Genomic DNA, 25,547 nt, shown 5'->3' on the forward strand with positions numbered 1-25,547 from the left:
GTCCTGTGGACGGTCAAGGGTACCTGTCGACCCCTGCAGGCCTGAAGCGGTTTTCAGCGGCCGGTGCCAGATGCGCGGGTGCCCGCTGTGCCGAGGTTGTCCGGGCTGTCGGCGAACGCCACGAGGTCGTCGAGGCGTTCGTCGTTCGAGAACATGTCATGGAGGGGCAGGCGCAGTCCGAGCCGCCGCTGGAGCTGGCGGACTTCGAGCTCCTCGTCCCACAGGAACATCGTCACCGCGGTGCCGCTGCGCCCTGCCCGCGCCGTGCGGCCCGAGCGGTGCAGGTAGGTCTTGTGCTCGGGCGGGACGTTGTAGTGCACAACAACGTCGACGTCGTCGATGTGCAGGCCCCGAGCGGCGACGTCAGTTGCGACGAGGGCGGCCAGCTTGCCCTTGGAGAAGCTGGCGAGTGCACGCTCGCGCTTGACCTGCGGCAGGTCGCCGTGGATGGCGCCCGCTTGCACGCCGGCCTCGCGCAGCTCCCGGGTGAGCTGGTCGGCGCCTCGCTTGGTGCGGGTGAACAACAGGGTGCGGCCGTTGGCGCCGATGATGCGCGCTGCGACGCGCACCCGGTCCATCTTGTGCACCGACAGGAAGAGGTGGCCCATCTCTGCCACGGTCACCTCGCGTTCGACGACTTCGTGGAAGACGGGGTCACGCAGGTAGCGCTTGACGAGCGTGTCGACGACGCCGTCGAGCGTGGCCGAGAACAGCAGCGTCTGATGCTGACCGTCGATGTGGCGCAGCACCCACTCCACCTGGGGCAGGAAGCCCATGTCGGCCATGCGGTCGGCTTCGTCCACGACGACGCGCTTGATGCCTGACACGTTGATGGCGCCGCGCTCGATGAGATCGATGAGCCGGCCTGGCGTGGCGATCACGACGTCCATGCCGCCGGCGAGCAGTTCGATCTGGCGCTCGATGTTGGTGCCGCCGTAGGTGGCGATCGAGCGCAGGTCAGCCGCCTTGGCGAGCGGTTCAACGACGGCGGCGATCTGGTTCGCCAGCTCGCGGGTCGGGGTGAGCATCAGGGTTGTGGGATGCCCGTCTTTGGCTCGGGGGGTGAGTGCGAGCATCGGCAGGCCGAATGCCAGGGTCTTGCCGGAGCCGGTTTTGGCCTTGCCGCAAACATCCCGTCCGGCGAGCGCCTCGCCGATGGTCAATTCCTGGATGGCGAACGGTTCGGTGATTCCTTGGTCAGCCAGGGTGTCGCAGAGGGGTTCGGGTACGCCTAGTTCACTGAATGTCTTCACAGGGGTCTCTTCGAGGGTCGTGGCCCAGAGGGTGGTGCTGCCAGCGACGTGAGCTGCGGCAACGCTGGGCAGTGGGGCCACACGGCGAACTGCCTTGGCTGCCGAGTGTATGGGAGCAGAGGGGTGGGACGGCGGCGCTCGGGGTGTGACGCCCCGATCGACTGTTGATGTGCCGCGGCTGGCGCCGCTGGAAATGCTGCCGTCATTCGGGGGGCAGACCACTACCCTGCGGAAGCCCGGGCGGAGTGGCCGAGTGGTTAGGCAGCGGCCTGCAAAGCCGTGTACGCCGGTTCGAATCCGGTCTCCGCCTCGCTGGCCGGCCGGGCTTGAACGGGGCCCGAGGCGTCGGCCGAGCGGCGTGGACAGGGTGCTAGCGTGAGTCGCCCTCAGGGCGATTGGCGCAGTTGGTTAGCGCGCTTGCATGACACGCAAGAGGTCACAGGTTCGACTCCTGTATCGCCCACACTGGCAGCGTTGCGGTGTGCATCATGAGCCCCCTCCGAGCCGTTCTTCCGTGGGTGCCTGTCCGCAGACGATGCTCCACAGCGCCCGCCCGAGCGATGAAGAATCTGCGTCGTACCGCAGGTGCGGCTTCTGCAAGAAGGGGTGCGTCAGGTCGCTGAACTCGCCACAGGCGCTGCGCATCGTGTTCGCAACGCACGACAGCGAGGACACCTCAGCCACGATCCGCAGCCCCCAAGCAGCCGGGGCGTGGTCGCCCTCGGGGGCGAACTGATGGCGGTACGACATCCAGTCGTGCAGCACTGCTGCGATCTGGGCCTGGGTCATGTGCGAGATGTCGCGAGGCGGCACGATGCCTTCCGCGTGCGCCCAGTCCGACGCGTCATCGCCCGGCCGATAACCGTCGCGGCTGATCCGGGCATACAACGCAGGCAGCACCCCGCTGGTCAGCCGCGGCCACTTCGGAGCGATGTGACGTCGGTCAAGGTGCGCTTCTGTGAACTCGTCATAGATTCCGAACCACCTTGCCCATACGTCCGCATCACCGGCGTACGGCGGCGGGCAATGCGGGAACAATGCCTCCAGTTTGGCTCTGTCCCAGCGGACCAGCTCAGGCGCCGGTTCGGCTGTGTGAGGCTCCCCTTGCTCGGCTTCGGTCTCAGTTGTCCCTCCCGCCCCGTTGTCGTCGTCGGACTCTGCGGCGTCCGAGGATGAGCTTTCGTCTGCGCTGCTGTCTCGGTGGTCGGCAGTGGCTGAGTCAGATGCATCGTGCGCGGCTGCAGTCTCAGCATCATCGGATTCGGTTTCGGGCGCTGAGGAGGCGTCATCGGCGCGTTGGGCAGTCATGGTCGGTTCGGGCTGCGAGTCGGCCGCGGCGACTGGGGGCTGTGTCGTTGCGGCCGTCGAAGCGACGCTTGTTGCAGGTGAAGTGGCTCGAGATTGAGTCGCCGCCGTCGGCGCGTCGCTTTCTGACGGAGCTGCGGTGTCGCTTGCGCAACCGCAGCCCAGCACTACCGCGGCAGCCACCGCAGCCCCGATCTGCCCAAAGCGCAGCGCTCGCGCCCTCAGCGACGCAACCGTCTCAGGCATGACACTCGATTCGCTCAGACTCCGAAGCCGTCAGATGGTACGGGACTCTGAACTGCACAGACCGTTCCGACCCCCGGGTTCGACCCCAATGCCGACCCGACCAGAGTCGAATAGGACGCGCAGCCGCGGGGCGTGCCAGACTTCGCGGCGCTATGGGCGACGGCAGCGGGGGCGCGGCTGGGGAGCGGCCGCTTGACGGCATCCGGGTGCTGGACTTCACACGCGTGGTGGCGGGACCGCTGGCCACCCGGATGATGGCCGACATGGGAGCCGAGGTCATCAAGATCGAGCCGGTCGACGGCGATCTGAGCCGCACGTTCCCGCCCTATGTGCCGGGCGATGTCAACCCGTACTTCTCCCAGCAGAACGCCGGCAAGCGCTTTTGCTCGATCGACCTGCGCGCGCCCGGGGCTCCCGAACTCGTGCGGGACCTCGTCGGCCGCTGCGATGCCGTCGTGGAGAACTACCGGCCCGGCGTCATGGCCAGGTTCGGACTCGGACCTGACGAGATGTGCGCCGCGCACCCAGAGCTCGTGTACTGCTCGGTCACAGGATTCGGCCAGACCGGTCCGTGGGCCGGCAAGCGGGCGTACGCACCCGTCGGCCACATGGAGTCGGGCTACATCGACTACGCCATTCGCGAGACCGGCGCCCGGCCTGAGAACCCGCCGCTGGTGGTGGGCGACATCGTGACGGCGATGTCGGCTGCAGCAACCATCAACGCCATGCTGGTCAAGGCGGCCCGGACAGGCCGAGGCGGTCACATCGATGTCTGCATGGTGGAAGCGATGGTGTACATCCAGGAGTGGTCGGCGCTTGAGCTGTCGGGCGGTTGGGACGAGCCCAATGCCGGGCTCGCCCACGAATGCCCGATCCTGGTGCTGCCCGACGGGCGGGTGTGGGCCATCGCCGGCAATCCCGCGGCCTGGTTCGACGACCTGCTCAAGGCCATGGGCCGCCCCGAGCTGGCCGATGAGCCTCGATTCGCCACGCCTGCCGCACGCATGGCCAACCGCTACGAGCTGTACGACGAGATGACCCAATGGGCAGCAGGCTTCGCCGACGTGGAGGACTTCCGGCGTGCAATCGAGGCCGGCACGCCGTTCAGCGTGGCGGAAATGCGCTCGATCACCGAGCTGGCAGAGACCGACTGGGCGGCGCATCGCGGGCTGCTGGCCGAGACCGCTTCGGGCTTCGCCGTGCCAGCGCGCCCGGCGCTCGGCTCGGGCATCGGCACTGATGGCCACGTCGCGGCCCGCGGCGCCGACAACCGCACCGTCATCGGCGGCCTGCTCGGGCTTGGAAACCAGCGCCTCGACCAGCTCGAAGCTGCCGGGGTGCTCGTCGCCGCCTGAGCTCGCTCGATCGGCACTGCCATTAGCTTGAGCCCGTGCGAATCGGGGTGCTCACCGGCGGGGGCGACTGCGCAGGCCTGAACGCGGCGATCCGGGCGGTCGTGCGCGCCGCCGGACACGAGCTGGACCGCAGCGTCATCGGCTACCGGCGCGGCTGGAACGGCGTGCTCGAGGGAGACAGCGTCAAGCTCGATTCCGAGGCAATGCGGGGCGCGCTGCCACGCGGCGGCACCATGCTCGGCACCTCTCGCAGCAGCCGCCGCCTCGAGACCGAGGGAGCGGCGCCGCTGATAGCACAGCTCGAGCGAGACGGCGTCGACGCGCTGGTGACGATCGGCGGCGACGGCACGCTGATCACCGCCGGGCGGCTCTCCGAGGCCGGGTTCCCGGTGATCGCAGTGCCCAAGACGATCGACAACGACGTGGAGGGCACCGACGTCTGCATCGGATTCGACACGGCACTGGGAGTGGCCACCGAGGCGGTCGACCGGCTGCACACCACCGCCGAGTCGCACAACCGGATCATGGTGCTCGAGGTGATGGGCCGCCAAGCCGGCCACATCGCGGCCGGTGCGGGCATCGCCGGGGGCGCCGCCGCGATCCTGGTCCCCGAAGCGCCGTTCAACATCGACGGCATCGCCGAGCGTCTCATCGCACGGCATCACCGCGACCGCAACGCGTCCATCGTGGTCGTCGCCGAGGGAGCGATCCCCGACAGCAGCGTCGAGGCGCCCGACACCGGCACCGACGAATGGGGCAATCGGATCCTCGACGGCATGGGGCAGTTCGTCGGCGACCTGCTCGCGGAGCGCACCGGCTACGACACGCGCACCACCGTGCTGGGGTACATCCAGCGCGGCGGGCCGCCGACGCCGGCCGACCGGCTGCTCGGCAGCCGGCTCGGAGCCCGTGCAGTCGAGGTGCTCATGGAGGGCACATCGGGATGCATGGTGGGAGTGCACTCCACCGGCATCGCCCTGCAACCGCTGGCCGAAGTCGCAGGCCGCACCCGCTATCTCAGCGAGGACCAACTGGAGCTGCTGGATCTCATCTCCACGGCACCGGTGCTGACACCGCTGCATACTTCGCGGCGCTGGTTCTGAGGCCGGTTCTGAGACTGGCCCATCGGCATCGCACGGTAGGGTGGCGACGACAACACATACCGGGGAGCCCACGGGGCTGAGAGGGCGACAGCAGTGCGGTCGCCGACCCGAGAACCTGATCTGGGTAATGCCAGCGGAGGAAGCTCATGACCACCCATCAACTGCGCAAGTCGTATCGCATTGCTGTTTCGGTTGCAGCAGCGATGCTGCTGGTTGCCGCATGCGGCAGCGACGACATCCCGGAGACCGACATCCCGGCTCCGCCTCCTGAGACGGAGTCCCCGTCGCAGGATGCGACGCCTGCGACCACAACCGAGCCGTCGATTGAGGGCACCACGGTCACGCTCATCAGCCACGATTCGTTCAACCTGTCAGACGGCACTCTGGACGAGTTCACGGCCCAGACCGGGGTGACCGTCGAACTGCTCGAAGTCGGAGATACCGGCACGCTCGTGGCCGAGGCGATCCTCACCAAGGACGCGCCGCTGGGCGACGTGCTGTTCGGCATCGACAACACGTTCCTCCAACGCGGTCTCGACGCCGGCATCTTCCTGCGATACGAGTCGCCGGCGCTCGCCGGCGTGCCCGAGGATTTCCAGCTCGATTCGCGCCACCGGGTCACTCCGGTGGATTACGGCGACGTGTGCGTCAACTACTGGAAGGACGCGGTGCCCTGGGAGCCGGTCACGCTCGACGAGCTGACCTTCCCCGAGTTCGCCGACCAACTGGTGGTGCAGCACCCCGAGACGTCTTCGCCGGGCCTGGCCTTCCTGCTCGCCACCATTGCGGCCTTCGGCGACGGCTGGGAGCTGTACTGGGAGGACCTGCGCAACAACGGCGTCACGGTCACCGCCGGCTGGGAGGACGCCTACTACGGCGAGTTCGTCTCCGGCGGGGGCGACCGATCAATGGTCGTGTCGTATGCGTCCAGCCCGCCGGCGGAGGTGATCTACGCCGACCCGCCGACCGATACCGCCCCGACTGGAGTCATCACCGAGTCGTGCTACCGCCAGATCGAATTCGCCGGGATCCTGTCGGGCACCGACAACGAAGCCGGCGCTCAGGCGCTCATCGACTTCATGCTGAGCGAGACGTGGCAGAACGACGTGCCGCTCAACATGTTCGTGTATCCCGTCATCGAGAGCGCGACGCTGCCGCCCGAGTTCGTCGAGCACACTGCGGTGCCCGAGGATCCGCTGATGCTCGACCCGGCTGAGATCGAGGCCAACCGCGACGCGTGGACCGAGCGCTGGGTGGAGATCGTCCTGCGCTGAGGGCGTTGCTGGGCCAGGCCCGCATGTCTCCTCAGGCGACCGACAACCGGGCGCCCTCGCGGCGCTCCGCACCGCCGGCCATCGGATGGGTGGCCGCTGCAGCAGCGCCGCTCGCCTTCATGGCGCTGTTCTTCGTGTACCCCGTGCTGACCGTCGTCGCAGACGGGCTCGGCGGGCTGGTCGACGTGCTGGGACGTTCTGCCATTCGCGGTGTGCTGTGGTTCACCTTCTGGCAGGCGGCCGCCTCCACGGCGCTCACCCTGGCCGTCGGTATTCCCGCTGCGGCGATGCTGGCCCGGCTGCAGCCGCGGACCCGGCGAATCGTGCGTGCCGTGATCACCGTGCCGTTCGTGCTGCCGACGGTGGTCGTGGCCGGTGCCTTCAACGCCACCTTCGACCGGTTCGGCCTCGATTCGGGTGCGCTGTCGCTGCATCACACCGTGTGGGCGATCCTGGCGGCGCACGTCTTCTTCAACTACGCCGTCGTCGTGCGGACCGTCGGCTCGTGGTGGGCCGGACTCGACGGGCGCAACGCGGACGCGGCAGCGGTGCTGGGCGCCACTCCCGCCCGTGCGTTCGCTCATGTCACTTGGCCCCTGCTGCGTCCCGCTGTCGCCGCGGCAGCAGCAGTGACCTTTCTGTTCTCGTTCACCTCTTTCGGGGTGATCCTGATCCTCGGGGGCCCCGCACGCGCCACCGTCGAGACCGAGATCTACCGCTACGCCATCACGCGGCTCGACTTCGCCACGGCATCTGCGCTGGCGCTCTGCCAGCTCGTGGCGGTGGCGGCGCTGGTCGCGCTCGCCGGCGTGGCGGAACGGCGCAGAGCAGTCGCCCGCCGGGCACCGGGTCGCACTGCGCCGCGGCGCCGCCCCGGCGTGATCGTCCCCAATGCGGTGGTGGCCCTGCTCCTGTTGGGGGTGCCGATCGGATCACTGATCGAGCGGGCATTCGCCACCGGCGGCGGCTATGGGCTGGCCAACTTCGTCGCGCTCGGCGAACGGGTGCAGATGCTCCCCGCTACTGCACTCGCTGCGCTGTGGCACTCGCTGGGCTTCGCTGCGCTGGCCATGGCCATTGCGACAGTTGTCGGCGTCCTTGCATCGATCGTCGTGGTGGGAGGCCGCGCCCGCGCAGCGATCGCGGCGCGCGGCACGGCGTGGCTGCGGCGGCTGTTCGATGTGGGTTTGACGCTCCCGTTGGGTGTCTCTGCGGTGACCGTCGGGCTGGGCATGCTGCTGGCGCTCGACACACCGCCGTTCGAGTTCCGCACGGTGTGGTGGATCATCCCGGTCGCTCACGCCTTGGTGGGCATGCCGTTCGTCGTGCGGACCCTGGTGCCGACGTTGCGGTCCATCGACGACCGGCTGCGCGAAGCGGCGGCGGTCCTCGGGGCATCGCCGTTGCGCACGCGCCGGGAGGTCGACGTGCCGATCGCCTCACGGGCTGTTGCAGTGGGTGCCGCCTTCGCCTTCGCCGTGTCACTCGGCGAATTCGGCGCCACTGCGTTCCTGCCGCGGCGGCCCGACACGCTGACCGCGCCGCTGGCGCTCTTCCGCCTGCTCGGCACGCCCGGCGACACCCTGCAAGGTCAGGCGATGGCGCTCGCCGTGGTGCTCATGGCTGCGACGGCTGCGTCGGTGCTGGTCATCGAAGGCCTGCGCCGCACCGATGAGTCGCTGTTCTAGGACGCCTTCCAGAGGCGGTGCCCCTCGGTCCACAGCAGGATCGGCAGCGCGGTGTCGATCAGGTGCCAGATCGTGAAGTTGTCGCCGCCGTCGACCATCGCCCGAAACCAGTTCGGCACGAAGGCGATCGTCACGGCGACAGCGAAGATGAACATGGCCCGGGCGCTGCGGTCGTTGGAACTGGCCGCCGACCTCCGCTGCCAGGTCGTGATCAGCACCAGCGCCAGCGCAGCAGCCATGAACCAGTCGAGGACGTTCCACACATCGAGATTTGCGGGATCGCCGGGCTCGTCGCCGGGCCCGTAGAACGGGAACACGAAGAAGTTCACCACCACGGCGGCGGCAACCAGCTTGAAGTAGATCGCAAGGGGCTTCGCGAGGATCATGGGTGCACGATATGTGCGGTCGCGTCGCTCAGACGGTCAATGCGGGATGGTCGGCAAAGTGGTCGAGCGCGTCGGGGTCGTCGATGGCCTCAACGTTGGCCACTGGTCGGCCCTCGACGACGTCTCGAATCGCCAGCTCCACGAGCTTTCCCGAACGGGTGCGCGGGATTGCTGGCACTTGGGCGATCACTGCAGGCACATGCCGGGGCGAGGCTCCTGAACGGATCTGCGAGCGGATCCTGCCGGTCAGCTCGTCGTTGAGCGTCAGGCCCTCGCGCAGCTTCACGAACAGCACGACACGGGTGTCGCTGCTGCTTGTTGTTCCGGCACCGGAAGGCACTCGCTGGCCGATGACCACGCTCTCGAGCACCTCGTCGATCTGGTCGACCTGGCGGTAGATCTCGGCGGTGCCGATGCGCACCCCGCCAGGATTCAGCGTGGCGTCGGATCGCCCGCTGATGATGATCCCGCCGCTGGGCGTCCATTCGGCGAAGTCGCCGTGATGCCACACGCCCTCGAAGCGTTCGAAGTAGGCAGATCGGTAGCGCACATCGTCAGGGTCGTCCCAGAACTGCAGCGGCATCGACACGAACGAATTGCGGCACACCAGCTCGCCCTGGGCGCCGGCGCCGAGCGGGGCGCCGTCGGCATCGGCCACGTCGACATCGAGGCCGAGCGCGGGCGCCTGGATTTCGCCGCGGCGCACCGGCCCCGTCGGGTCGCCGATCACGAAGCCGCCGCAGATGTCGGTGCCCCCAGAGAACGAGGCCAAGTGAACGTCGGCCTTGACCTGGGAGTACACCCAGTCGAAGCCCTCGGGCGCCAGGGGAGAACCGGTGGAGGAGATCGTGCGCACCGTGTCCAGCGCATGGGTCTGCATTGGCTGCAGGCCAGCCTTCATCGCACCCTCGATGAACTTGGCGCTGACGCCGAACAGCGTGACGCCCCAGTCGTCGGCCACGTCGAAGAGCCGCGCCGGACTCGGGTGGAATGGCGACCCGTCGTACAGCACCAGCGATGCGCCGCTGGCCAGCCCCGCGACGAGCCAGTTCCACATCATCCAGCCGGTGGTGGTGAAGTACATGACGCGGTCGCCGGAGCGCACGTCGAAGTGCAGCCGCTGCTCGCTCCACAGCTTCAGCAGCGCGCCGCCGGCCCGGTGAACGATGCACTTCGGCTTCCCCGTGGTGCCCGACGAGTACAGGATGTACACCGGCTGGTCGAAGCCCAGCCGTTCGAACGTCAGGTCGTCGCCCCCGGCGGCGCGATGAGGCGCCAGCCACTCGGACCACGATGTCGCCGAACTCGGGCTGTCGCCCGATGGCGTGGGTGCGCTGCGGTCGTACGGCGCAATGACCAAGCGGCAGAACGACGCACCCGTTGATTCGAGACTGGCGGCCACCTCGGCGGCCTTGGCGGCCGTGTGATGACGGACGCCGTTGTAGTAGTAGCCGTCGACGGCAACCATGACGGTCGGGGAGATCTGGTCGAAGCGGTCGAGCACGCCGTCGATGCCGAAGTCCGGGCTGACTGACGAGTACACCGCACCCAGCGAGGCCGTCGCCAGGAACACGACGAGCGCTTCGGGTCCGTTGGGGAGCATCGTGGCGACCCGGTCACCCACGCCGACGCCATCGGCTGCCAGCGCTCGCTGGCACGCTGCCACCTCGGCTCGCAGCTCGCCGTGGGTCATGGTCAGCTGCGCGGCGTCCTCGCCGATGAACACCAGCGCTGTGTCATCGGGCTGCGGTCCGCCCGCAGCGGCGGGCCGCAGGTAGTGCTCGGCGATGTTCAGGCTGGAGCCGGCGAAGAACTCCAGACCGGGGCCTGGCAACGCGCCAGCGCCAGCCGCCGAGTCGCTCTCGTCGTGCGATCCTGCGGCGATGAAGTCCGGGCCGAGTTCGCCGATGCCGTCGCAGAACTCCCACACGGCGCGCCAGAACGCTCCGGGATGCTGCACCGACCACGCGTGCAGATCCGCATAGGTGTTGCGGTCGAGCCCGATCCCCACCCGTTCGGCGAATTGCCAGAGCTGCGTCCCCGCACGTCGCCCGGCGTCGGGCCGCCACAGCACGGGTGCGTCGGCTACTGCGGGGTTCTCGCTGCCTGCTGCGCTGCTCATCGAGCGCAAGCTACCCAGCCGCTGTGACAGGCAATGAATCGGCGATCCGCCGAGGGGTAGTGTCCCCATCCATGGACGGCATCTGCGACGACCTTCAGGCAGAGAACGACGCGCTCGGCGACGTGGTCGGTGACCTCAGCGAGGAGCAGTGGCGCCTGCCCACGCCCGCAGAGGGCTGGGACAGCCGCGAGACGATGGTGCATCTGGGCATGACCGACTGGGTGGCAACGGTGGCCGTCGTCGATCCCGAGCACTTCGATGACTTCAAGGCCGCTGCGGCGCGCGGTGAGATGGATTTGCACACCGCAGCCGGGTTCGACTTCGCCTCCATGTCCGGGGCGGAGATCTGGGACTGGCTCTGTGCCGAACGCACCAAGATGCTGGACGCTGTGCGCCCGCTCGATCCCAAGGACCGGATTCCCTGGTTCGGGCCGTCCATGGGGGCGCTGTCGTTTGTGACTGCCCGGCTCATGGAGACCTGGTCGCACGGGCATGACGTTGCCGACACCCACGGCCGGGAATTGCCACGCACCGATCGACTCCGCCACGTTGCCCACATCGGGGTCAGCACCCGTGGCTGGAGCTACGCGAACCGGGGCCTCGACGTGCCCGGGGGGCCGGTACGAGTCGAGCTGGATGCCCCCAGCGGAGACGTGTGGACGTGGGGTCCTGAAGATGCGTCCGACAAGGTGAGTGGCGACGGCTACGAGTTCTGCCTGGCGGTGACGCAGCGCCGACACCACACCGAGACCGGCTTGTCGGTCACCGGCCCGCTGGCGACGGGGTGGATGGACATCGCCCAGGCGTTCGCTGGGCCGCCGACCGACGCCGAAAGCCGCCGCGCCGCCTGAGCGCGATGCGGATCGGCGCGTTGGCGGACGCATTACTGAGGCGCGGCGAACTGGGCACCGTGCTGAGGCGCGCGCAGGAAGTGCAGTGCTGATCGTCGGTCTGACGGGCGGCATCGGCTCCGGCAAGAGCACCGTGGCGCGACTGCTGGCCGGTCACGGAGCGGCGGTGGTGGATGTGGATGCCTTGGGCCGCGAGATCATCGCTCCCGGCGGGTCGGCGGTGCAGGCCGTGATTGAGCGATTCGGCAGCGAACTGGCGGGTCCCGACGGCGGCATTGACCGTCCTGCGCTCGCGTCGATCGTGTTCAGCGATCCCGACGAGCTAGCGGCGCTCAATGAGATCAGCCATCCGGCGATCAACGAACTGCTCGACGAGCGGATCGAGTCCATCGGGGAGGCCGGCGCGACCGACGTCGTCGTGCTCGACATGGCCGTGCTCACCGAGAGCACGCTGGGCCGCAATACCCGCTTCCCCTATGAGGTCGTGGTGACCGTTGAGGCGCCGCCCGACATACGGCTGGAGCGGCTCATCGAGCGCGGCATGACCGCCGACGATGCCAAGGCGCGACTGGCGTCCCAGGCCACCGACGAGCAACGGCGGGAAGCTGCGAACTTCGTCGTCGGAAACGGCGGCGGGAGCGATGAGCTGGCCGATGCCACGACGAAGCTGTGGGATGCCCTGTGCAGGCTGGCACACGAGCGCTCCGCATGAGCCCGGAGGCGCCGCCGGCCCGCTACCCGCCACAGAACCACATCCTGCGGCACCTGCGGCTCAGCCACCAGATGGCGGGTGACGGCACGCTGACCGCCACCATGCCGGTTCTCGACGACCTTGCCGACGGGCCGTTGGCCGACGGCGGCTGGCTGCGGCTCGGCGCCCTCGCCACGCTGGTCGACTCGGTGGCCGGTCACCACGCAGTGCTGCAGGTGACGCCCGACTGGTCGGCCACGCTGCACCTGTCTACGGTCTTGGCAGCGCGTGCCACCGGCGAGGCAGTGACGGCCCGGTGCTCGCCGCTGCGGGTCGGTCGCAACCAGGTCGTCACCGAGACTTCGGTGACCGACGAGGCCGGAACCGAGATTGCCCGCTCGACCTGCACCTACGCGCGGCTGCCGCGGCGCGACGACACGCCGGTCGTGGACTCCACCGCCCGGGAGAACGCCGTCGACTACCGGGAGGAAGACGAGCTGGACCCCCGGCCGCCCCTCGACGACTACCTGCGCATCACGCCAGTGCCGGGTGCGCCGCGCATCGAGCTGCCGATGCACAACCGCATCCGCAACTCATTCGGCTCGCTGCAAGGGGGCGCCTCGATCGTGGTGGCCGAGGTCATGGCGAACCACCTCGCCGGCCTGGAGGCGGGCGGCGAGCGCAGCTCACGCTGCGTGTTCGCCGACATGCACTACCTGGCGCCGGGCCGGGGCGGACCGTTCCGGGTGGATGGGGAAGTGCTGGCTCGCACCGACCACCTCGTCACCAGCCGCACCCGCATCTTCGAGACTGCCGGGGGCACCGACCGGTTGCTGCAGACCGCCACTGCGACCGCGGCCTACCTGGACTGACCGATCCGGCCCCCAGGCGGCCGATCGCATCAAGACGAGCCGACACCGCATCCGCCGTGTCACACCGGCCCTCTACCGTGCAGGGCATGGACACGGCGGCAGGAGGCACCGGGCTGAGGTCACGAGGCGGGCTGCCGCGGCTGGCGGCATTCGATGTCGACGGCACGCTGATCAACCGTCAGGGTGTGCTCACTGAGCGGACAGCTTCGGCACTGCGCGCGCTGACCGAGTCGGGTGTGGTTGCCGCCTTGGCTACCGGTCGCCCGTGGCCCCAGGCCCAATCGGTTCTGCGCAGGGCCCCCGGCGTGGCCTATGCGGTATGTCTCAATGGGGCCGTGGTCATGGACGCCGTCGCGGGCGAGCAGATCGCGGATCGCGCGATGACGCACATCGAGGCCATTGAAGCGGCCGAGATCGCCCGCAAGCTGGTACCCGATATCCGTCTCGGCCTCGACTTGGCCGACGGCCGGCACATTTGGGAGCACGGCTTCGCTCCGGATATGCCCATTGACCTGCTCGCCGACATCAGCGTTGCCCGCGTCGACGATGCAGTCGCCGCCGTCGACGGGCCTGCTCTGACGTGGCTGGTACACGCGCCCAGCGTCGACACGCTGGCGCTCATCGACGAGCTCGCACCCGAGATGCCGCTCGGCACCGAGATCCGCCCGTCCGGCCTGGACATGGCAGAGATCGCGGCCGCTGGCGTGAACAAGGCAGCAGGGCTCGAAGTCATCTGCCAGCGCTACGGCATCGATGCCGCCGACACGATTGCCTTCGGCGACGGGCTGAACGACATCGACATGCTGCGCTGGGCCGGTCTGGCGGTCGCGATGTCGAACGCGCCTGCTGAGGTGCGCGCGGTGGCCGATGTCGTGGCGCCCAACCATCATGACGACGGCGTGGCGGCGGTGATAGAGCAGTTGCTGAAAGGAATCTCATGACCTCGGAGCCCGGCAGCGATGAATCCGAACAGGGGGGTTCGGCGGGCGAGGCGGCGTCGCCCAATCCGTCAATCTGGGAGCGGATGCGGCGCGGCATGGCCGACCACAATGCCAAGGCCCCGCGCACACCCATGGGAATGCCCGAAGTTGTCGCTGACGACGACACAGACGATGCTGGCACCGATACGCCGGAAGGGGCGACCGCCGAGCTTGTGCTGGAGCGCATCCATCACTACCGGGACACGATCCGCAGCTATCAGGTCCTCATCGAGAGCCAGCGAGTCGGGCAGATCCGCGACGACCGCACCGAGCGCTTCGTTCTGCGTCCGGGCAGCTACATGCTGCGTCTGCGGTTGATGTGGATCTTCAGCCCCAAGGTGGTGGTTGAGCTGCCGGCCGGCACCGAGACCCGCATGATCTGCGGCCCGAACGGCGGCATTCTGCAAGCGTGGCGCCTCTTCCTCGCCCCGACCACGGCCATCTTCCTCCGCTTTGCGGAGGAAGAATGACGCAGCCTCCGCTTTGCGGAGGAAGGTTGAGACAGCTCCGCATTGCGGAGGAAGGCTGAACGGGGCCGCCGGTAGGGTTCGGCGCCATGAGCGAGCGGCGAGCTGCAACACCGTCGGCATCGGCTGAGGAGATCCGGTCGGAGCTCGATGCGTGGATGGCTGTCAACTGGGATCCCGACATCAGCGTGCGGGAATGGTGGGCGCGGCTGGCTGCTGCTGGCCTGGCCAACCCGACGCTGGCTGAGCCGTTCGGCCGGGGCTGGGGACGCGCCGAAACCCGTGTCTTGGTCGATGCGATTCGCGCCGCTGGCGCCATTGGCTCGCCGGCCGGGCTGGGCATGCTGCTGGCGGCGCCCACCGTCCTCGAGCACGGCACGCCCTCCCAGATCGAGCGCTTCGTTCCCGCCATCCTCGATGGGACCGAATCGTGGTGCCAGCTGTTCTCTGAGCCGGGCGCGGGCAGCGACCTCGCCGGTCTGCAGACCAAGGCTGTCCGCGACGGTGACGAGTGGATCATCACCGGGCAGAAGGTGTGGACCTCCGAAGGCTCTCATGCCGATTTGGGCATGCTGGTCGCCCGCACCGATCCCGAGGCGCCGAAGCACCGCGGACTCACGTGGTTCGCCTTCGAGATGGATCAGGACGGCGTCGAGGTGCGACCGCTGCGCGAGATGACCGGCCGGTCGCTCTTCAACGAGGTGTTCATCGACGGGGCTCGCGTCCCGCACGCAAACGTCATCGGCAACCTGAACGATGGCTGGCGGGTGACCAATACAACGCTCATGGTCGAGCGGGCGGGCATCGGCGGCAGCCACGGACTCGCATTCGCCGCCGCGCACCCCGGCTCAATCGCCGGCCATCTCGACCGACCTGCTGGCACTTTTCGCGGCAAACGGCTCCCGCTCGCGGCCGGGGGAGTGGGACCGGGCACCCTCAATCAGCTCAGCTCCGAAGCCCGCGCCCGCGGCCGCGCCGACGATGCGCTCGTGCGGCAGGAGCTTGCTGCCTTGCACGTCGACCTCGAGCTCATGCGGCTCTCCTCGATCCGCGGGCGGCAGCGATCTCAGCGCACCGGCGGCGAGGGCAATCTGGCGAAGCTGCGGATGACGGCCGCATTGAGACGTGCCCGATCGCTTGCCAGCACCATCCTCGGCGCTGACATGACGTTGTGGGGCGAATCCGCCGCGACCGACGGCGTGCTGCAGGAGATGGCGGTGTTCTCGCCCGCCCCGTCGATCTATGGCGGCACCGATGAGATCCAGCGCAACATCCTGGGCGAGCGGGTGCTCGGGCTTCCCCGTGAACCTGGCCCTGATCCCGCTACGCCGTTCCGGGAGCTCGCCCAGAACGCGACCTCCTGGTAACGGTCTGGCTCGGCACGCGCGGGCGCGGGACGCGGCGCAGAATGTCAAGCGGTGAGCACTCCTGAACCGCCTCGGGGCCTGGAGATCCTGCCCGAAGGCGGGGCCGACTTTGCCGGTGTCCAGGAGTCGGTCATCGAACGCCAGCCATCGCCGGTGCCTCCGCGCCTGATAGCCCTGCTGGTGTTGTTGCTCGCATTGGCCGCCGCTGCAGCAATCGTGGCGTGGCTGCGCGGCGGCGACCCCGAAACGGACGAGGCCGCGACGGCTGCGACCACCACGACGTCGCCCCCGGCGACGACCACGACAGTGGCGCCCGAGCGTCCGCCTCGCACGACGCTTCCCCCGCCGACCGCGCTCGACGGACCGGTGGGCGGCCTGCCGCCGGTGCGGCCTGACGCAGAAATGATCGCCACGCTGGCGGGCGATCCGACAGGCGATGTTCGCGGTTTCCTGTTTCGCCTCGACCTGCTGAGCGGCGCAGCGACCTATGTGCCGCTGCCAGGACTGCCGCACACGCTGATCGACCTGGACGGCGCCATCGCCGTGGGCATCGGACGAGACGTCATGCGGGTCGAGCCCGAAACCGGGGTCACCGTCGTCATCGCCGAAGACAACCAGGACGTGCTGCCCGCCTACAGCCCACCGGGAATCGTCGCCGTCGTTCGCAGCACCGAGCACCTGTTTGCCCGAGTCGTCGGGCCCGACGGAGTGTTTCGCTCGGCAGTGCAATTGCCGAACGAGGCTCGAGTGCACGGAGCCCTTGGGGACCATGTCGTGGTGTCCATGGCCGGTCGCGTCATGGCGGTGGACGGCCGCAATCAAGCGCTCCAGCTCGGGGCCGGGCGCGTGCTGGCGGTGGGCGACAGCCACGTCGTGCGGCTGCAATGCGAGGCGTACGGCTGCCAGATCACCGACACGAGCTTCAGCGCCAGCGTCGGCGCAGATCGCCGTGACGAGTGGTGCCAAGACATCTGTGCAGAGGCAGCGGGGCAATTCGGCGATCGCGACCAAGCCGAGCGGACCGAGGAATGCGAAGCGATCTGCGAGGGATACCCCATTGTCACCGGAACGATTTCCGAGCGCATCATCGAGCTGCCGGCAGAGCTGGCGGCAGCGCCGCCTGAGCGCTGGAGTGAGCAAGGCCTGATGTCGCCCGACGGCAACCGTGTCGCGATCCGGCTACTGCACGGCAACTCGACGCCCACAGGCGTGGTGGTCGTGGACCTCGACGAAGGATGGGGACGTCATTCGCCCGAGATCGGCGTCGATCTCGGAAACATGGCGTGGGCACCCGACAGCCGGTTCCTGCTGTACACGCTCGAAAATGACGTCATGGTGTGGGATGTCGAGGCCGGGCCGGGACAGCTGCCCTCCGGTCGGGCCCGCGTCGGCGAGCCGCTCGAGCACATCATCTTGCGCGCCATTCCGTAGGACGCAGGCGAGACCCAGACTCACGCAAGCTGGTCGGCGGTGACGATCACGAACAGCCCGGCGGCCTCAATCAGCGCTGCGGAGTCCGGCGGCGCGGCGGCGGCACGCACCGTCAGCTCGACGCTGGACTTGCGCCCCTCGCGGCGAGTCTCACGTCCGTCAAAGATCACCGGCTCGTCGATCGGGACGCCGCCCCGGTAGTCGATCTCGAGACGAGCGGTGTAGGCGGCAATCCCCAAGCACACCATCAGATACCCCAGCACGTCGTCCACCACGGCGCACACCGCCCCGCCGTGCACCCGGCCCGGGGCGCTCTCGAACGCGGCGCCGAACGTCGCGGTGGCGCGGACCCCGTCGCCGTGTCGGCGCATGTCCACTTCCATCGCGGTGGGATTGGCTGGCCCGCTGAAGGCGCGGTCGCCGAAGGCCATCACCTCGGCGCCATCGGGTGGCGGCGGATCGACGTAGCGGCGCGCGAAGTAGTCCTCCGGGCGGGGGACCGGTGGAGATCCTGCTTCGAGCTGCTGAGCCGTCGCGTCCGCCCAAGCTGCGATCTCCGCCAGGGTCCCGGAGTCGGTGCGGTGCCGGACAAACGCGTGTGCCAGCCGCCTCAGAGCACCCGCGGCGGTGCTCCGCTCTGCAAATTGCGGATCGGGATAGATCAGATGCAGATCTCCCCGCGCAGCATCCCGCTTGCTCATGATGCAAGTCTCGCAGCCGGTACGGGCGGTGCTAGCTGACTGCCCAGGACAGCCAGCGACCGTCGCGCCGCTCGAGTTGCAGCTTGTGCGCGAAGCACTCCGACAGCGACTCGGCTGTCAGCACATCGTCCAAGGCGCCGCACGCCAGCGGCACACCTTCGCGCAGCAGCAGGCCGTGGGTGAACGAGGGGGGGATCTCGTCGGTGTGGTGCGTCACGAGCACGGTGGCCGGCGTCTCGGGGTCAGCGGCGAGCGATTCCAGGCTGGCCACCAGCTGCTCGCGGCCTGCGAGGTCCAAGCCGGCCGTCGGTTCGTCGAGCAGCAGCAGATCGGGACGGCTCATGAGCGTGCGGGCAAGCTGCACCCGCTGCTGCTCGCCTGAGGACAGGGTCGAGAATGCCCGATCAGCCAGTCGTGCTGCGCCCACGCGCTCCAGGCAGGCCCTTGCGCTCGACCGGTCGGCGTCGGAGTAGCTGTGCCACCAGGTCTCCAGCGCCGCATAGCGCGCCGTCATCACGATGTCGAGCGCGCTGATGTTGGGCCGGAACTGGTCTCGCAGCGACGAGCTGGCCAGCCCGATGCGTCGCCGGTGCTCGCGCACATCGACCGCACCCCACCGCTCGCCCAGCACCTCGACGGTGCCGGTTGTCGGGAAGCGGTAGAGCGAAATGACCTTGATCAAGCTCGTCTTGCCCGACCCGTTGGGGCCGAGCACGATCCAGCGCTCGTGCGGAGCGATGTCCCAGTCGAGCGGGCCCAGCACCGTGGTGCCGTCGTAAACAACAGACACGTCGCGCAGCGAGACGGTCGGGCGCTCGCTCATGGGCGGTCTCGGGAGCCCTCGCCGGCATGGGACACCCACGTGGCGTACATCTCGGCGTAGCGGCCGCCGAGGGCCACCAACTCGTCGTGGGTGCCCAGCTCCACCACCCCGCCCTCGTCGATCACGGCGATGCGGTCGGCCCGCATCGCCGTGGCCAGCCGGTGCGCGATGAGCACCGCTGTGCGGCCTTCCAGCAGCAGGTCCAGCGCACCCTCGATCTCGGCCTCGGTGCTGAGATCGACGCTGGACGTGGCCTCATCGAGCACGATCACCCGCGGCCGCGCCACGAACGCCCGGGCCAGCGCCAAGAGCTGCCGCTCGCCGGCCGACAGCGACACGCCCCGCTCGTGCACCTGGGTGTCCGCGCCCTCGGGCAGGCTGTCGATCAAGCGGCGCAGTCCGACCAGGTCGAGCGCCGCGTCGATGTCGGCGTCGAGCTGCGTGTCGCCCTCGCTGCCGGCACGGTCGCGCAGGCCGAATGCCACGTTGTCGCGGATGGTGCCGTGGAACAGGAACGGCTCCTGGGGAACAACGCCGAGCTGATTGCGCAACGACGACAGCGTGACGTCACGCAGGTCCCAGCCGTCGATCGTGATCCGGCCTGCTGTCGGGTCATAGAAGCGGATGATCAGTTTTGCGATGGTGCTCTTGCCCGCGCCCGTCGGCCCCACCAGGGCGAACGTCTCGCCGGGGCGGATGTCGAGGCTGACATCGCTCAGCACCTCGGGCGGGTCATCGCCAAACGGCTCGTCGCTGCCGGCAATGCCGCCCTCGGCATCGCCAAAGGGTGGCTGGCCGGCGCCGTTGCGCTCTGCGTGCTCGCCATTCGCCGTCGGCCCCATCCCCAGTGGGTCGAACGACACTCGCATCCGTCGCGACTCGTCTGCGTCGCCATTCACCCTGTCGCCGGCTGTGCTGTTGCTGCCGTCGCCGGCAGTGCCCGCGGTGGCCGCATCGTCGTCGTAGGCGAACGAGACATTCTCGAGCCGGATGTGACCGCTCACCGGCGGCAGCTCGGCCGCGTCGGGACGTTGGCGCACGGTCGGCTGGGTGGCCAGGACCTCGCTGATCTTGCGGAGACCGGACTGGCCTTGCTGGTAGGTGCTGTAGAGCTGGGCGAGCTGCTGGATCGGGGCGAAGAACCTGGTGACATACAGCACGAACGCGCCCAGCTCGCCGACGCTGAGGCTGCCTCGCACCACCATCACGCCGCCGATTGCCAGCACCAGTCCCTGGGCGGCGATGCCGATGGCCTCGGTGCTGGGCCCGTAGATCGCCTGCACCCTGGACATGGACAGGTTGGCGTCGCGGAAGCGAGCGGTCACCTTGCGGTGCCGCAGGGCGTTCTCCAGGCGACGCCCGGTGGCCGCAATCACCCGGATCCCGGCCAGATTCTCGGACAGGTCGGCCAGCACGTCGGCGATGCGGTCGCGGATCTCGCCGTAGCCCGCCTCGCTGCGGGCCCGGAACCACAGCGTCAGGGCCACCAAAGGCGGCACGATCCCTACGAGCAGGATCACCGCCAAAACCGGGTTGTAGGTGAACAGCACCACGGTCACGACGCACACCGTGAGCACCTGGATCAGCAGGTTCACGAAGCCTTCGTTGATGAGCAACGCCACGTACTCCATGTCGGAGGTCATGCGGCTGAGCAGCACGCCGGACTTGGCCGTGGTGTACCAGTCGAGCGAGAGCCGCTGGTAGTGGCTGAACAGGCGCAACCGCAGGTCGAACATGACCTGTTCGGCAATGCGCCCGTTCAGGCGTTGACGCAGCCGGCTGAGCAGGATGCTGACTGCGACCACGCCGAGAAAGATCAGCACCACCATGTTGAGCGCGAAGCGGTCGCCCGCTTCGATGCCGCGATCGATGCCCTGCTGGAAGAGCACCGGCACCGCTTGCATCGCCGTGGTCTCGAGGCAGAGCAGCAGCAGTGCCAGGCCCACGCTCCAGCTGTGCGGCACCAGCATGTCCCGCAGGCCGAACGGGCGCGCCCGCCCGCCCCCGGCACCTCCGGCCACATGGTCGAAGTCGACGTCCGGCTCGGGGTGGGCCGGCTCGGCCTCCAGCAGCTTGTTCGCGCCTTCCTGCATCTCGGTCGGCACGCCGGCGAACGGCAGCCCCGCCGCGGCGCTGGCCTGTGTCGCAGTCGGCCCCATGTGGCCGGGGCCGCCGACCATCACCATGATCTGCTGCTCCCGGGCGTGCCGTCGGCGGTGGCGAATCGGCCGGGATCGGCGGTGTCGCCCCCCGCGGCCAGCACCTCGACATAGCGGGGCTCGGTGGCCATCAGCTCTGCGTGGGTGCCGTCGGCGGCAACTCGCCCGCCGTCCAGCAGGATCACCCGATCAGCCAGGCTGATCGTGGACAGCCGGTGAGCGATCACGATGGTCGTGCGCTCGGCGAGCAGCTCGGTGAGTGCCTCGTGGATCTTCGCCTCGTGCGCCACGTCGATGGAGCTCGTGGCGTCGTCGAGAATCAGCACGGCGGGATCGGCGAGGATCGCCCGTGCGATGGCGATGCGCTGGCGCTGGCCGCCTGAGAGGTCGTAGCCGCGCTCGCCGACCACGGTGTCGTAACCCTCGTCGAGCTCGCTGATGAAGTCGTGGGCCTGTGCCGCGGTGGCAGCGGCGACCACATCTGACCTGGCGGCATCGGGCCGTGCGTAGGCGATGTTGTCGTGAATGCTGGCCGAGAACAAGAACGGCTCGTCGGGCACGAGGCCGACGGCCCGGCGCAGGCTGTCGCCCGTGAGGGCGTTCACGTCGTGACCGCCGACGGAGATCGTGCCGTCGCCGAGGCTGTAGAAGCGCATCAGCAGCCGGGCGAGCGTCGATTTGCCGCAGCCGGTACGCCCGACGACCGCGACCCGCTCGCCGGCGCCGATGTGCAGGTCGAGCCCGTCGAAGACCAGCGGCGCATCGCTATCGGCGCTCGCAGTACCCGCGACGCCCCCGACCGTCTCGGTGCCATAGGCGAATCGCACGTCGTCGAATCGCACTTCCATGCCCGAAGGCCCGCCGTGCGAGCCCTCTCGCTGCGGCAGATCGATGGCGCCGGGACGGTCTGCCACGAGCACCGGCTCGTCGAGCACCTGGAAGATGCGCTCTGCGGACGCCTTGGCCCGCTGGCCGAAGATGAACAGCATCCCGATGAACCGGAACGGCGCCTGCAGCAGCAGGATGTACAGGTAGAAGGTGGCCAGATTGCCCACCGAGAGTGTGTCGCCGATGATCAGGTGACCGCCCACCAGCAGCACCATCGCCATTGCCAAGTTCGGCAGGTTCTCGACGACCGGCGTGTAGTGCGCCCTGGTGTTGTGCTGCAGCATGTTGGCCCAGCGCAGCCGTTGGGTCGCCCGGGCCATCTCCTCCACCTGACGGGCCTCGGCGGCAAAGGCCTTCACGACACGCACGCCGTTCACGCTCTCGTGGGTGACGGTGGCGACCTCGGCGTTGCGTGACTGGATGATCCACGACAGCGGGAACATGATGCGTCGCAGCCGCTGGCCCAGCACGTAGACGGCGGGCATGATCAGCATCGTGATGGCGGTCAGCGGCAGGCTGATCCATGCCATGACCGCGATTGCCACCACGAAGCTCAAGAGCTGCACTGACACAATCGGCGCGAAAGCCAGATACATCTGCACCGAGCGGATGTCGGAGTTGGAGCGGGAGATGATCTCGCCGGTCTGCACCCTGTCGTAGAACGCGAACGACAGCCGGCTGAGGTGGGAGAAGAGCAGCGTGCGCAGCTGGAACTCCACCCGGTGGCCCATGGAGAAGAGCCCGTAGCGGTAGGCGTAGGTGAAGATGCCGCGTGCGATGCCGAGCCCCACCAGGGCGATGACAAACGCCCACAACGAGCCCGAGCCGGCGCCTTCGAGACCGGTCACTGCGGCGTCGACGGCCAAGCCGGCGATCCATGGAGCGATGGCTCCCGCGCCCGTCGCCAAGATGGCGGCGATCACCGCGCTGACGATGCGCGCCCGCTGGTGCCGCAGCAACGGCCCGAGCCGCCGGATCCAGCTCAGCGACGGGTCGGCGCGGATCCAGTCTGCGTCAGGATCGGGCTGCGCAGCGGACTCCGCGGGCGCAGTGGGTGGGGCCACCCGCATCCCGGCGAGGCTACCGGCGACCCTGTTCTGCAGGCCGGTGCTCGCGGGTACCGTGGACGCGGCCACTGGGGCGCTCGGGGGTGCACGGCACCGGCATGACGCTGGGACTCATCGCAGGACTCGGGATTGTCGTCGCGCTCATCGTCTTGAACGGCGTGTACGTGGCGGGTGAATTCTGTCTGCTCGCCGTCGACACCTCTCAGGTCGACGTGCTGGCCGCCCGGGGGCAGCGACGCGCCCGCGGGGTACGCGCCCTGTTGCGGCGACTCAACTTCCATCTCGCCGGCGCCCAGCTCGGCATCACGCTCACCTCGCTGGTGCTCGGCATCATCGCTGAAGACACCGTCGGCAGGCTGATCGAATGGTTGCTGGGCGGCTGGGGCGCCTCGCTGGCATCGGCTGGCGCGGTCGCCGTGGTGGCGATCGTGCTGGCTGCGGCCATGCAGATGGTGTTCGGCGAGTTGCTGCCCAAGAACCTGGCCGTCTCGCGCCCGCTCGGGACCGCCCTGGCGCTGGCGCCGGTCCTGCGGCTCTATGGCACGGTCGCTGCGCCCCTCACGCTGACCTTCAACGGTATCGCCAACGCCACAGTGCGCGGCCTCGGACTCGAGCCCACCGAAGAACTCCGCATCGTACGCACGCGCGACGAGTTGGAATACGTGGTGCGCTCGTCGCGTCGCAGGACGCTCAGCGAGAACCAGGCCGATCTGCTGGTGCGGACGCTGCGCCTGGGGCGCAAGGACGCTGCCGACGCGCTGACGCCGCGCACAGCGATGTCGGCCATCGGCGCTGCTGCGACCCTCACCGAACTGGCGGAGCTGGCGCGCACCAGCGGGCATTCCCGCTTCCCGGTGCTCGGCACGAACTCCGACGATGTGCTGGGCGTCGCCGAGGTGCGCGACATCTTCGGGGTGGATGCAGAAGAACGGGCACGAACACCGGTGGAGTCCATCATGCGCCCGGTGGTGGCCGTGGCCGAGAGCCGAACGCTCGACGGAGTCCTGGCCGACATGGCGGCGTCGGACTGCCGGCTGTGCGTGGTGGTGGACGAGCACGGCGGCACCGCCGGTGTGCTCACCCGGGAGGACATCGCAGAGGAACTCGTGGGCGACATCGCCGACGAATTTGACGAGCCGGCCAAGCTCACCCCCCGGCGGCCTGGCCAGCCGGTAACGCTCGCGGGCACTGCCACGCTCCACGAGGTCGAGGAGGCTTCGGGCCTGGCGCCGCCGCCGGGTCCCTATGAGACGCTGGCGGGCTTCGTGCTGGAACGCTTGGGCGACATTCCCGCGGTGGGAGCAGTCGCCACTTGGGAAGGCTGGCGCCTGGAGGTCACCGCGGTGGACGGGCTTCGCGTGGCCGAAGTGCGCGTCATCGCTCCGGCTGAGGCCGCAACCGGCAACGAATACCCCACGGGTGACGCGCCATGACAACGCTGGCGATTGCAGTGGGTCTCGTGCTCATCGTGTTCAACGGTGCATTCGTCGCCATCGAGTTCGGCCTCATCGGCGCGAAGCGAGCGGCCGTGGACTCCCAGGCGGCCACCGGCAAGCGCTCGGCGCTGGCAGCGCAGCACATGCAAACCGACGTGCTGACCACGCTCGGGGGCGCGCAGCTGGGCATCACCCTGTGCTCGCTCGCCGTCGGGCGCCTCACCGAGCCGGCGATTGCCAGGCTCATCGAACGGGCAGTGCACGGCATCGTCGAGATCCCCGATGCTGTGCTGCACACCATCGGCTTCGGAGTCGGTCTGGGGATCGTGACCGTGCTGCACATGGTGTTCGGCGAGATGGTGCCCAAGAACCTGGCGCTGATCGGGCCCGAGCGCACCTTGATGGTGCTGGCCCGGCCCATGGCTGCGTATCTGTACGTTGCCCGCCCGATCGCCCGGGCGCTGCAGTGGGTGGCGAATGGCATGACCCGCATGCTGCGAGTCGAGCCGACCACGGAGCTTGCCGATGTGGCGACACCTGCCGAGCTGACGCTCATGGCCCGTGAATCGCTCGCCGAAGGCCACATTGCAGCGACTGATGTGGCACTGCTGGAGCGGGCCATGCGGTTCGAGGCCTCCCGAGTGAGCGACGTCATGGCGCCCGCGGGCGAGGTCTCGGCGGTACGACTGGCCGACCCGGTCGCCGAAGTGGAGCAGCAGTTCGCTCGCACGGGCCGGTCACGGCTCGTCGTGCTCGGCGACGGGCCCGACGATGTGCGAGGAATGCTGCACAGCAACGACCTGGCCACCTCAGCGGTGAGCGACGCCCGCGACCTGGCTGAGGCCGACCGCCTCGCCGCCGCGGAGCTCTCCGGCCGGGGCCTGATCCGTCGGATGCTGCGCTTCAGCGGCGACACAACGCTCGACGAGGCGTTGCGGGTGATGCAGCGCCGCCGCATCCACCTCGCCGTGGTGACCGACACAGCGGGCCGCACGCTGGGAGTGTTCGCGCTCGACGACCTGCTGCGGCGCCTGATCGGCGATCCGGTCGTGCCGGGCGCGGAGGCTGATCTGTAGGAACCG

21 protein-coding genes, 2 tRNA genes and 1 riboswitch are annotated in these 25,547 nt (G+C 68.9%); of the genes, 15 read left to right on the forward strand and 8 right to left on the reverse strand.

Annotated elements, in window-relative coordinates:
- Positions 1 to 53: 53 nt before the first annotated feature.
- A complete protein-coding gene (locus tag ACOGW9_RS10710; RefSeq protein WP_419911073.1) occupies positions 54 to 1,253 on the reverse strand; it encodes a DEAD/DEAH box helicase in 1,200 nt (399 codons plus the stop codon).
- Positions 1,254 to 1,492: 239 nt separating this feature from the next.
- Here ACOGW9_RS10710 and ACOGW9_RS10715 point away from each other — a divergent pair.
- Positions 1,493 to 1,563 (forward strand) — tRNA-Cys (locus tag ACOGW9_RS10715).
- A 79-nt stretch (positions 1,564 to 1,642) separates the two neighbouring features.
- Positions 1,643 to 1,716 (forward strand) — tRNA-Val (locus ACOGW9_RS10720).
- A gap of 23 nt (positions 1,717 to 1,739) precedes the next feature.
- Here ACOGW9_RS10720 and ACOGW9_RS10725 read toward each other — a convergent pair.
- Entirely contained in the window at positions 1,740 to 2,561 is an 822-nt protein-coding gene (locus ACOGW9_RS10725; protein WP_419911075.1) for a hypothetical protein, read from the reverse strand.
- Positions 2,562 to 2,956: 395 nt separating this feature from the next.
- Here ACOGW9_RS10725 and ACOGW9_RS10730 point away from each other — a divergent pair, with 395 nt between their 5' ends.
- The 4 genes from ACOGW9_RS10730 (at position 2,957) to ACOGW9_RS10745 (ending at position 8,224) form a co-directional block, all read left to right on the forward strand.
- Positions 2,957 to 4,159 (forward strand): CaiB/BaiF CoA transferase family protein, encoded by a 1,203-nt coding sequence (locus tag ACOGW9_RS10730; RefSeq protein ID WP_419911077.1) that lies wholly within the window; start codon positions 2,957 to 2,959, stop codon positions 4,157 to 4,159.
- 35 nt (positions 4,160 to 4,194) lie between these two features.
- Entirely contained in the window at positions 4,195 to 5,262 is a 1,068-nt protein-coding gene (locus ACOGW9_RS10735) for a 6-phosphofructokinase (RefSeq protein WP_419911079.1), read from the forward strand.
- 50 nt (positions 5,263 to 5,312) lie between these two features.
- Positions 5,313 to 5,423: riboswitch (TPP riboswitch) on the forward strand.
- The gene (locus tag ACOGW9_RS10740) at positions 5,409 to 6,536 is read left to right on the forward strand and encodes a thiamine ABC transporter substrate-binding protein (RefSeq protein ID WP_419911081.1); all 1,128 of its coding nucleotides are present in this window, start codon (positions 5,409 to 5,411) and stop codon (positions 6,534 to 6,536) included. (Overlaps the previous riboswitch by 15 nt.)
- 23 nt (positions 6,537 to 6,559) lie before the next feature.
- On the forward strand, positions 6,560 to 8,224 hold the full coding sequence (locus ACOGW9_RS10745) for an ABC transporter permease (RefSeq protein WP_419911083.1): 1,665 nt from the start codon (positions 6,560 to 6,562) through the stop codon (positions 8,222 to 8,224).
- Here the strand turns inward: ACOGW9_RS10745 and ACOGW9_RS10750 are convergent.
- Positions 8,221 to 8,610 carry a hypothetical protein gene (locus tag ACOGW9_RS10750; protein ID WP_419911085.1) on the reverse strand — a complete coding sequence of 130 codons (390 nt, stop codon included), beginning with the start codon at positions 8,608 to 8,610 and terminating at the stop codon, positions 8,221 to 8,223. The two genes, ACOGW9_RS10745 and ACOGW9_RS10750, sit on opposite strands and share 4 nt — an antisense overlap.
- Positions 8,611 to 8,638: 28 nt before the next feature.
- On the reverse strand, positions 8,639 to 10,732 hold the full coding sequence (locus ACOGW9_RS10755) for an acetoacetate--CoA ligase (RefSeq protein ID WP_419911087.1): 2,094 nt from the start codon (positions 10,730 to 10,732) through the stop codon (positions 8,639 to 8,641).
- Positions 10,733 to 10,803: 71 nt separating this feature from the next.
- On the opposite strand from ACOGW9_RS10755, the gene ACOGW9_RS10760 reads away from it, so the two are divergent.
- From ACOGW9_RS10760 to ACOGW9_RS10790, 7 genes are all read left to right on the forward strand, one after another.
- A complete protein-coding gene (locus tag ACOGW9_RS10760; protein ID WP_419911089.1) occupies positions 10,804 to 11,583 on the forward strand; it encodes a TIGR03084 family metal-binding protein in 780 nt (259 codons plus the stop codon).
- Positions 11,584 to 11,668: 85 nt separating this feature from the next.
- Positions 11,669 to 12,295: a dephospho-CoA kinase gene (coaE, locus tag ACOGW9_RS10765; RefSeq protein ID WP_419911091.1), complete on the forward strand. Its 627-nt coding sequence runs from the start codon at positions 11,669 to 11,671 to the stop codon at positions 12,293 to 12,295.
- Positions 12,292 to 13,146 carry a PaaI family thioesterase gene (locus tag ACOGW9_RS10770; protein ID WP_419911093.1) on the forward strand — a complete coding sequence of 285 codons (855 nt, stop codon included), beginning with the start codon at positions 12,292 to 12,294 and terminating at the stop codon, positions 13,144 to 13,146. The genes coaE and ACOGW9_RS10770 overlap by 4 nt, the downstream gene beginning before the upstream one ends.
- A gap of 86 nt (positions 13,147 to 13,232) precedes the next feature.
- Entirely contained in the window at positions 13,233 to 14,087 is an 855-nt protein-coding gene (locus ACOGW9_RS10775) for an HAD family hydrolase (RefSeq protein WP_419911095.1), read from the forward strand.
- Positions 14,084 to 14,596: a hypothetical protein gene (locus ACOGW9_RS10780; RefSeq protein ID WP_419911097.1), complete on the forward strand. Its 513-nt coding sequence runs from the start codon at positions 14,084 to 14,086 to the stop codon at positions 14,594 to 14,596. The genes ACOGW9_RS10775 and ACOGW9_RS10780 overlap by 4 nt, the downstream gene beginning before the upstream one ends.
- Before the next feature lie 86 nt (positions 14,597 to 14,682).
- Positions 14,683 to 15,960: an acyl-CoA dehydrogenase family protein gene (locus ACOGW9_RS10785; RefSeq protein ID WP_419911099.1), complete on the forward strand. Its 1,278-nt coding sequence runs from the start codon at positions 14,683 to 14,685 to the stop codon at positions 15,958 to 15,960.
- Positions 15,961 to 16,011: 51 nt separating this feature from the next.
- Positions 16,012 to 17,391: a hypothetical protein gene (locus tag ACOGW9_RS10790; protein ID WP_419911101.1), complete on the forward strand. Its 1,380-nt coding sequence runs from the start codon at positions 16,012 to 16,014 to the stop codon at positions 17,389 to 17,391.
- A 20-nt stretch (positions 17,392 to 17,411) separates the two neighbouring features.
- Here the strand turns inward: ACOGW9_RS10790 and ACOGW9_RS10795 are convergent, their stop codons facing one another.
- From ACOGW9_RS10795 to ACOGW9_RS10810, 4 genes are read right to left on the reverse strand one after another with little or no spacing between them, the layout of a single operon-like run.
- On the reverse strand, positions 17,412 to 18,092 hold the full coding sequence (locus ACOGW9_RS10795; protein WP_419911103.1) for a PaaI family thioesterase: 681 nt from the start codon (positions 18,090 to 18,092) through the stop codon (positions 17,412 to 17,414).
- A gap of 31 nt (positions 18,093 to 18,123) precedes the next feature.
- Positions 18,124 to 18,915 carry an ABC transporter ATP-binding protein gene (locus ACOGW9_RS10800; protein WP_419911105.1) on the reverse strand — a complete coding sequence of 264 codons (792 nt, stop codon included), beginning with the start codon at positions 18,913 to 18,915 and terminating at the stop codon, positions 18,124 to 18,126.
- Positions 18,912 to 21,101 carry an ABC transporter ATP-binding protein gene (locus ACOGW9_RS10805; RefSeq protein WP_419911107.1) on the reverse strand — a complete coding sequence of 730 codons (2,190 nt, stop codon included), beginning with the start codon at positions 21,099 to 21,101 and terminating at the stop codon, positions 18,912 to 18,914. The genes ACOGW9_RS10800 and ACOGW9_RS10805 overlap by 4 nt, the downstream gene beginning before the upstream one ends.
- The gene (locus ACOGW9_RS10810) at positions 21,095 to 23,032 is read right to left on the reverse strand and encodes an ABC transporter ATP-binding protein (protein ID WP_419911109.1); all 1,938 of its coding nucleotides are present in this window, start codon (positions 23,030 to 23,032) and stop codon (positions 21,095 to 21,097) included. Before ACOGW9_RS10810 ends, ACOGW9_RS10805 begins: the two co-directional genes overlap by 7 nt.
- A 95-nt stretch (positions 23,033 to 23,127) precedes the next feature.
- Here ACOGW9_RS10810 and ACOGW9_RS10815 point away from each other — a divergent pair, with 95 nt between their 5' ends.
- The gene (locus ACOGW9_RS10815; RefSeq protein ID WP_419911111.1) at positions 23,128 to 24,462 is read left to right on the forward strand and encodes a hemolysin family protein; all 1,335 of its coding nucleotides are present in this window, start codon (positions 23,128 to 23,130) and stop codon (positions 24,460 to 24,462) included.
- Positions 24,459 to 25,541: a hemolysin family protein gene (locus ACOGW9_RS10820; protein ID WP_419911113.1), complete on the forward strand. Its 1,083-nt coding sequence runs from the start codon at positions 24,459 to 24,461 to the stop codon at positions 25,539 to 25,541. The genes ACOGW9_RS10815 and ACOGW9_RS10820 overlap by 4 nt, the downstream gene beginning before the upstream one ends.
- Positions 25,542 to 25,547: the final 6 nt, after the last annotated feature.

The organism is Candidatus Poriferisodalis sp. (assembly GCF_965203655.1).
Lineage (GTDB): Bacteria > Actinomycetota > Acidimicrobiia > Acidimicrobiales > Poriferisodalaceae > Poriferisodalis.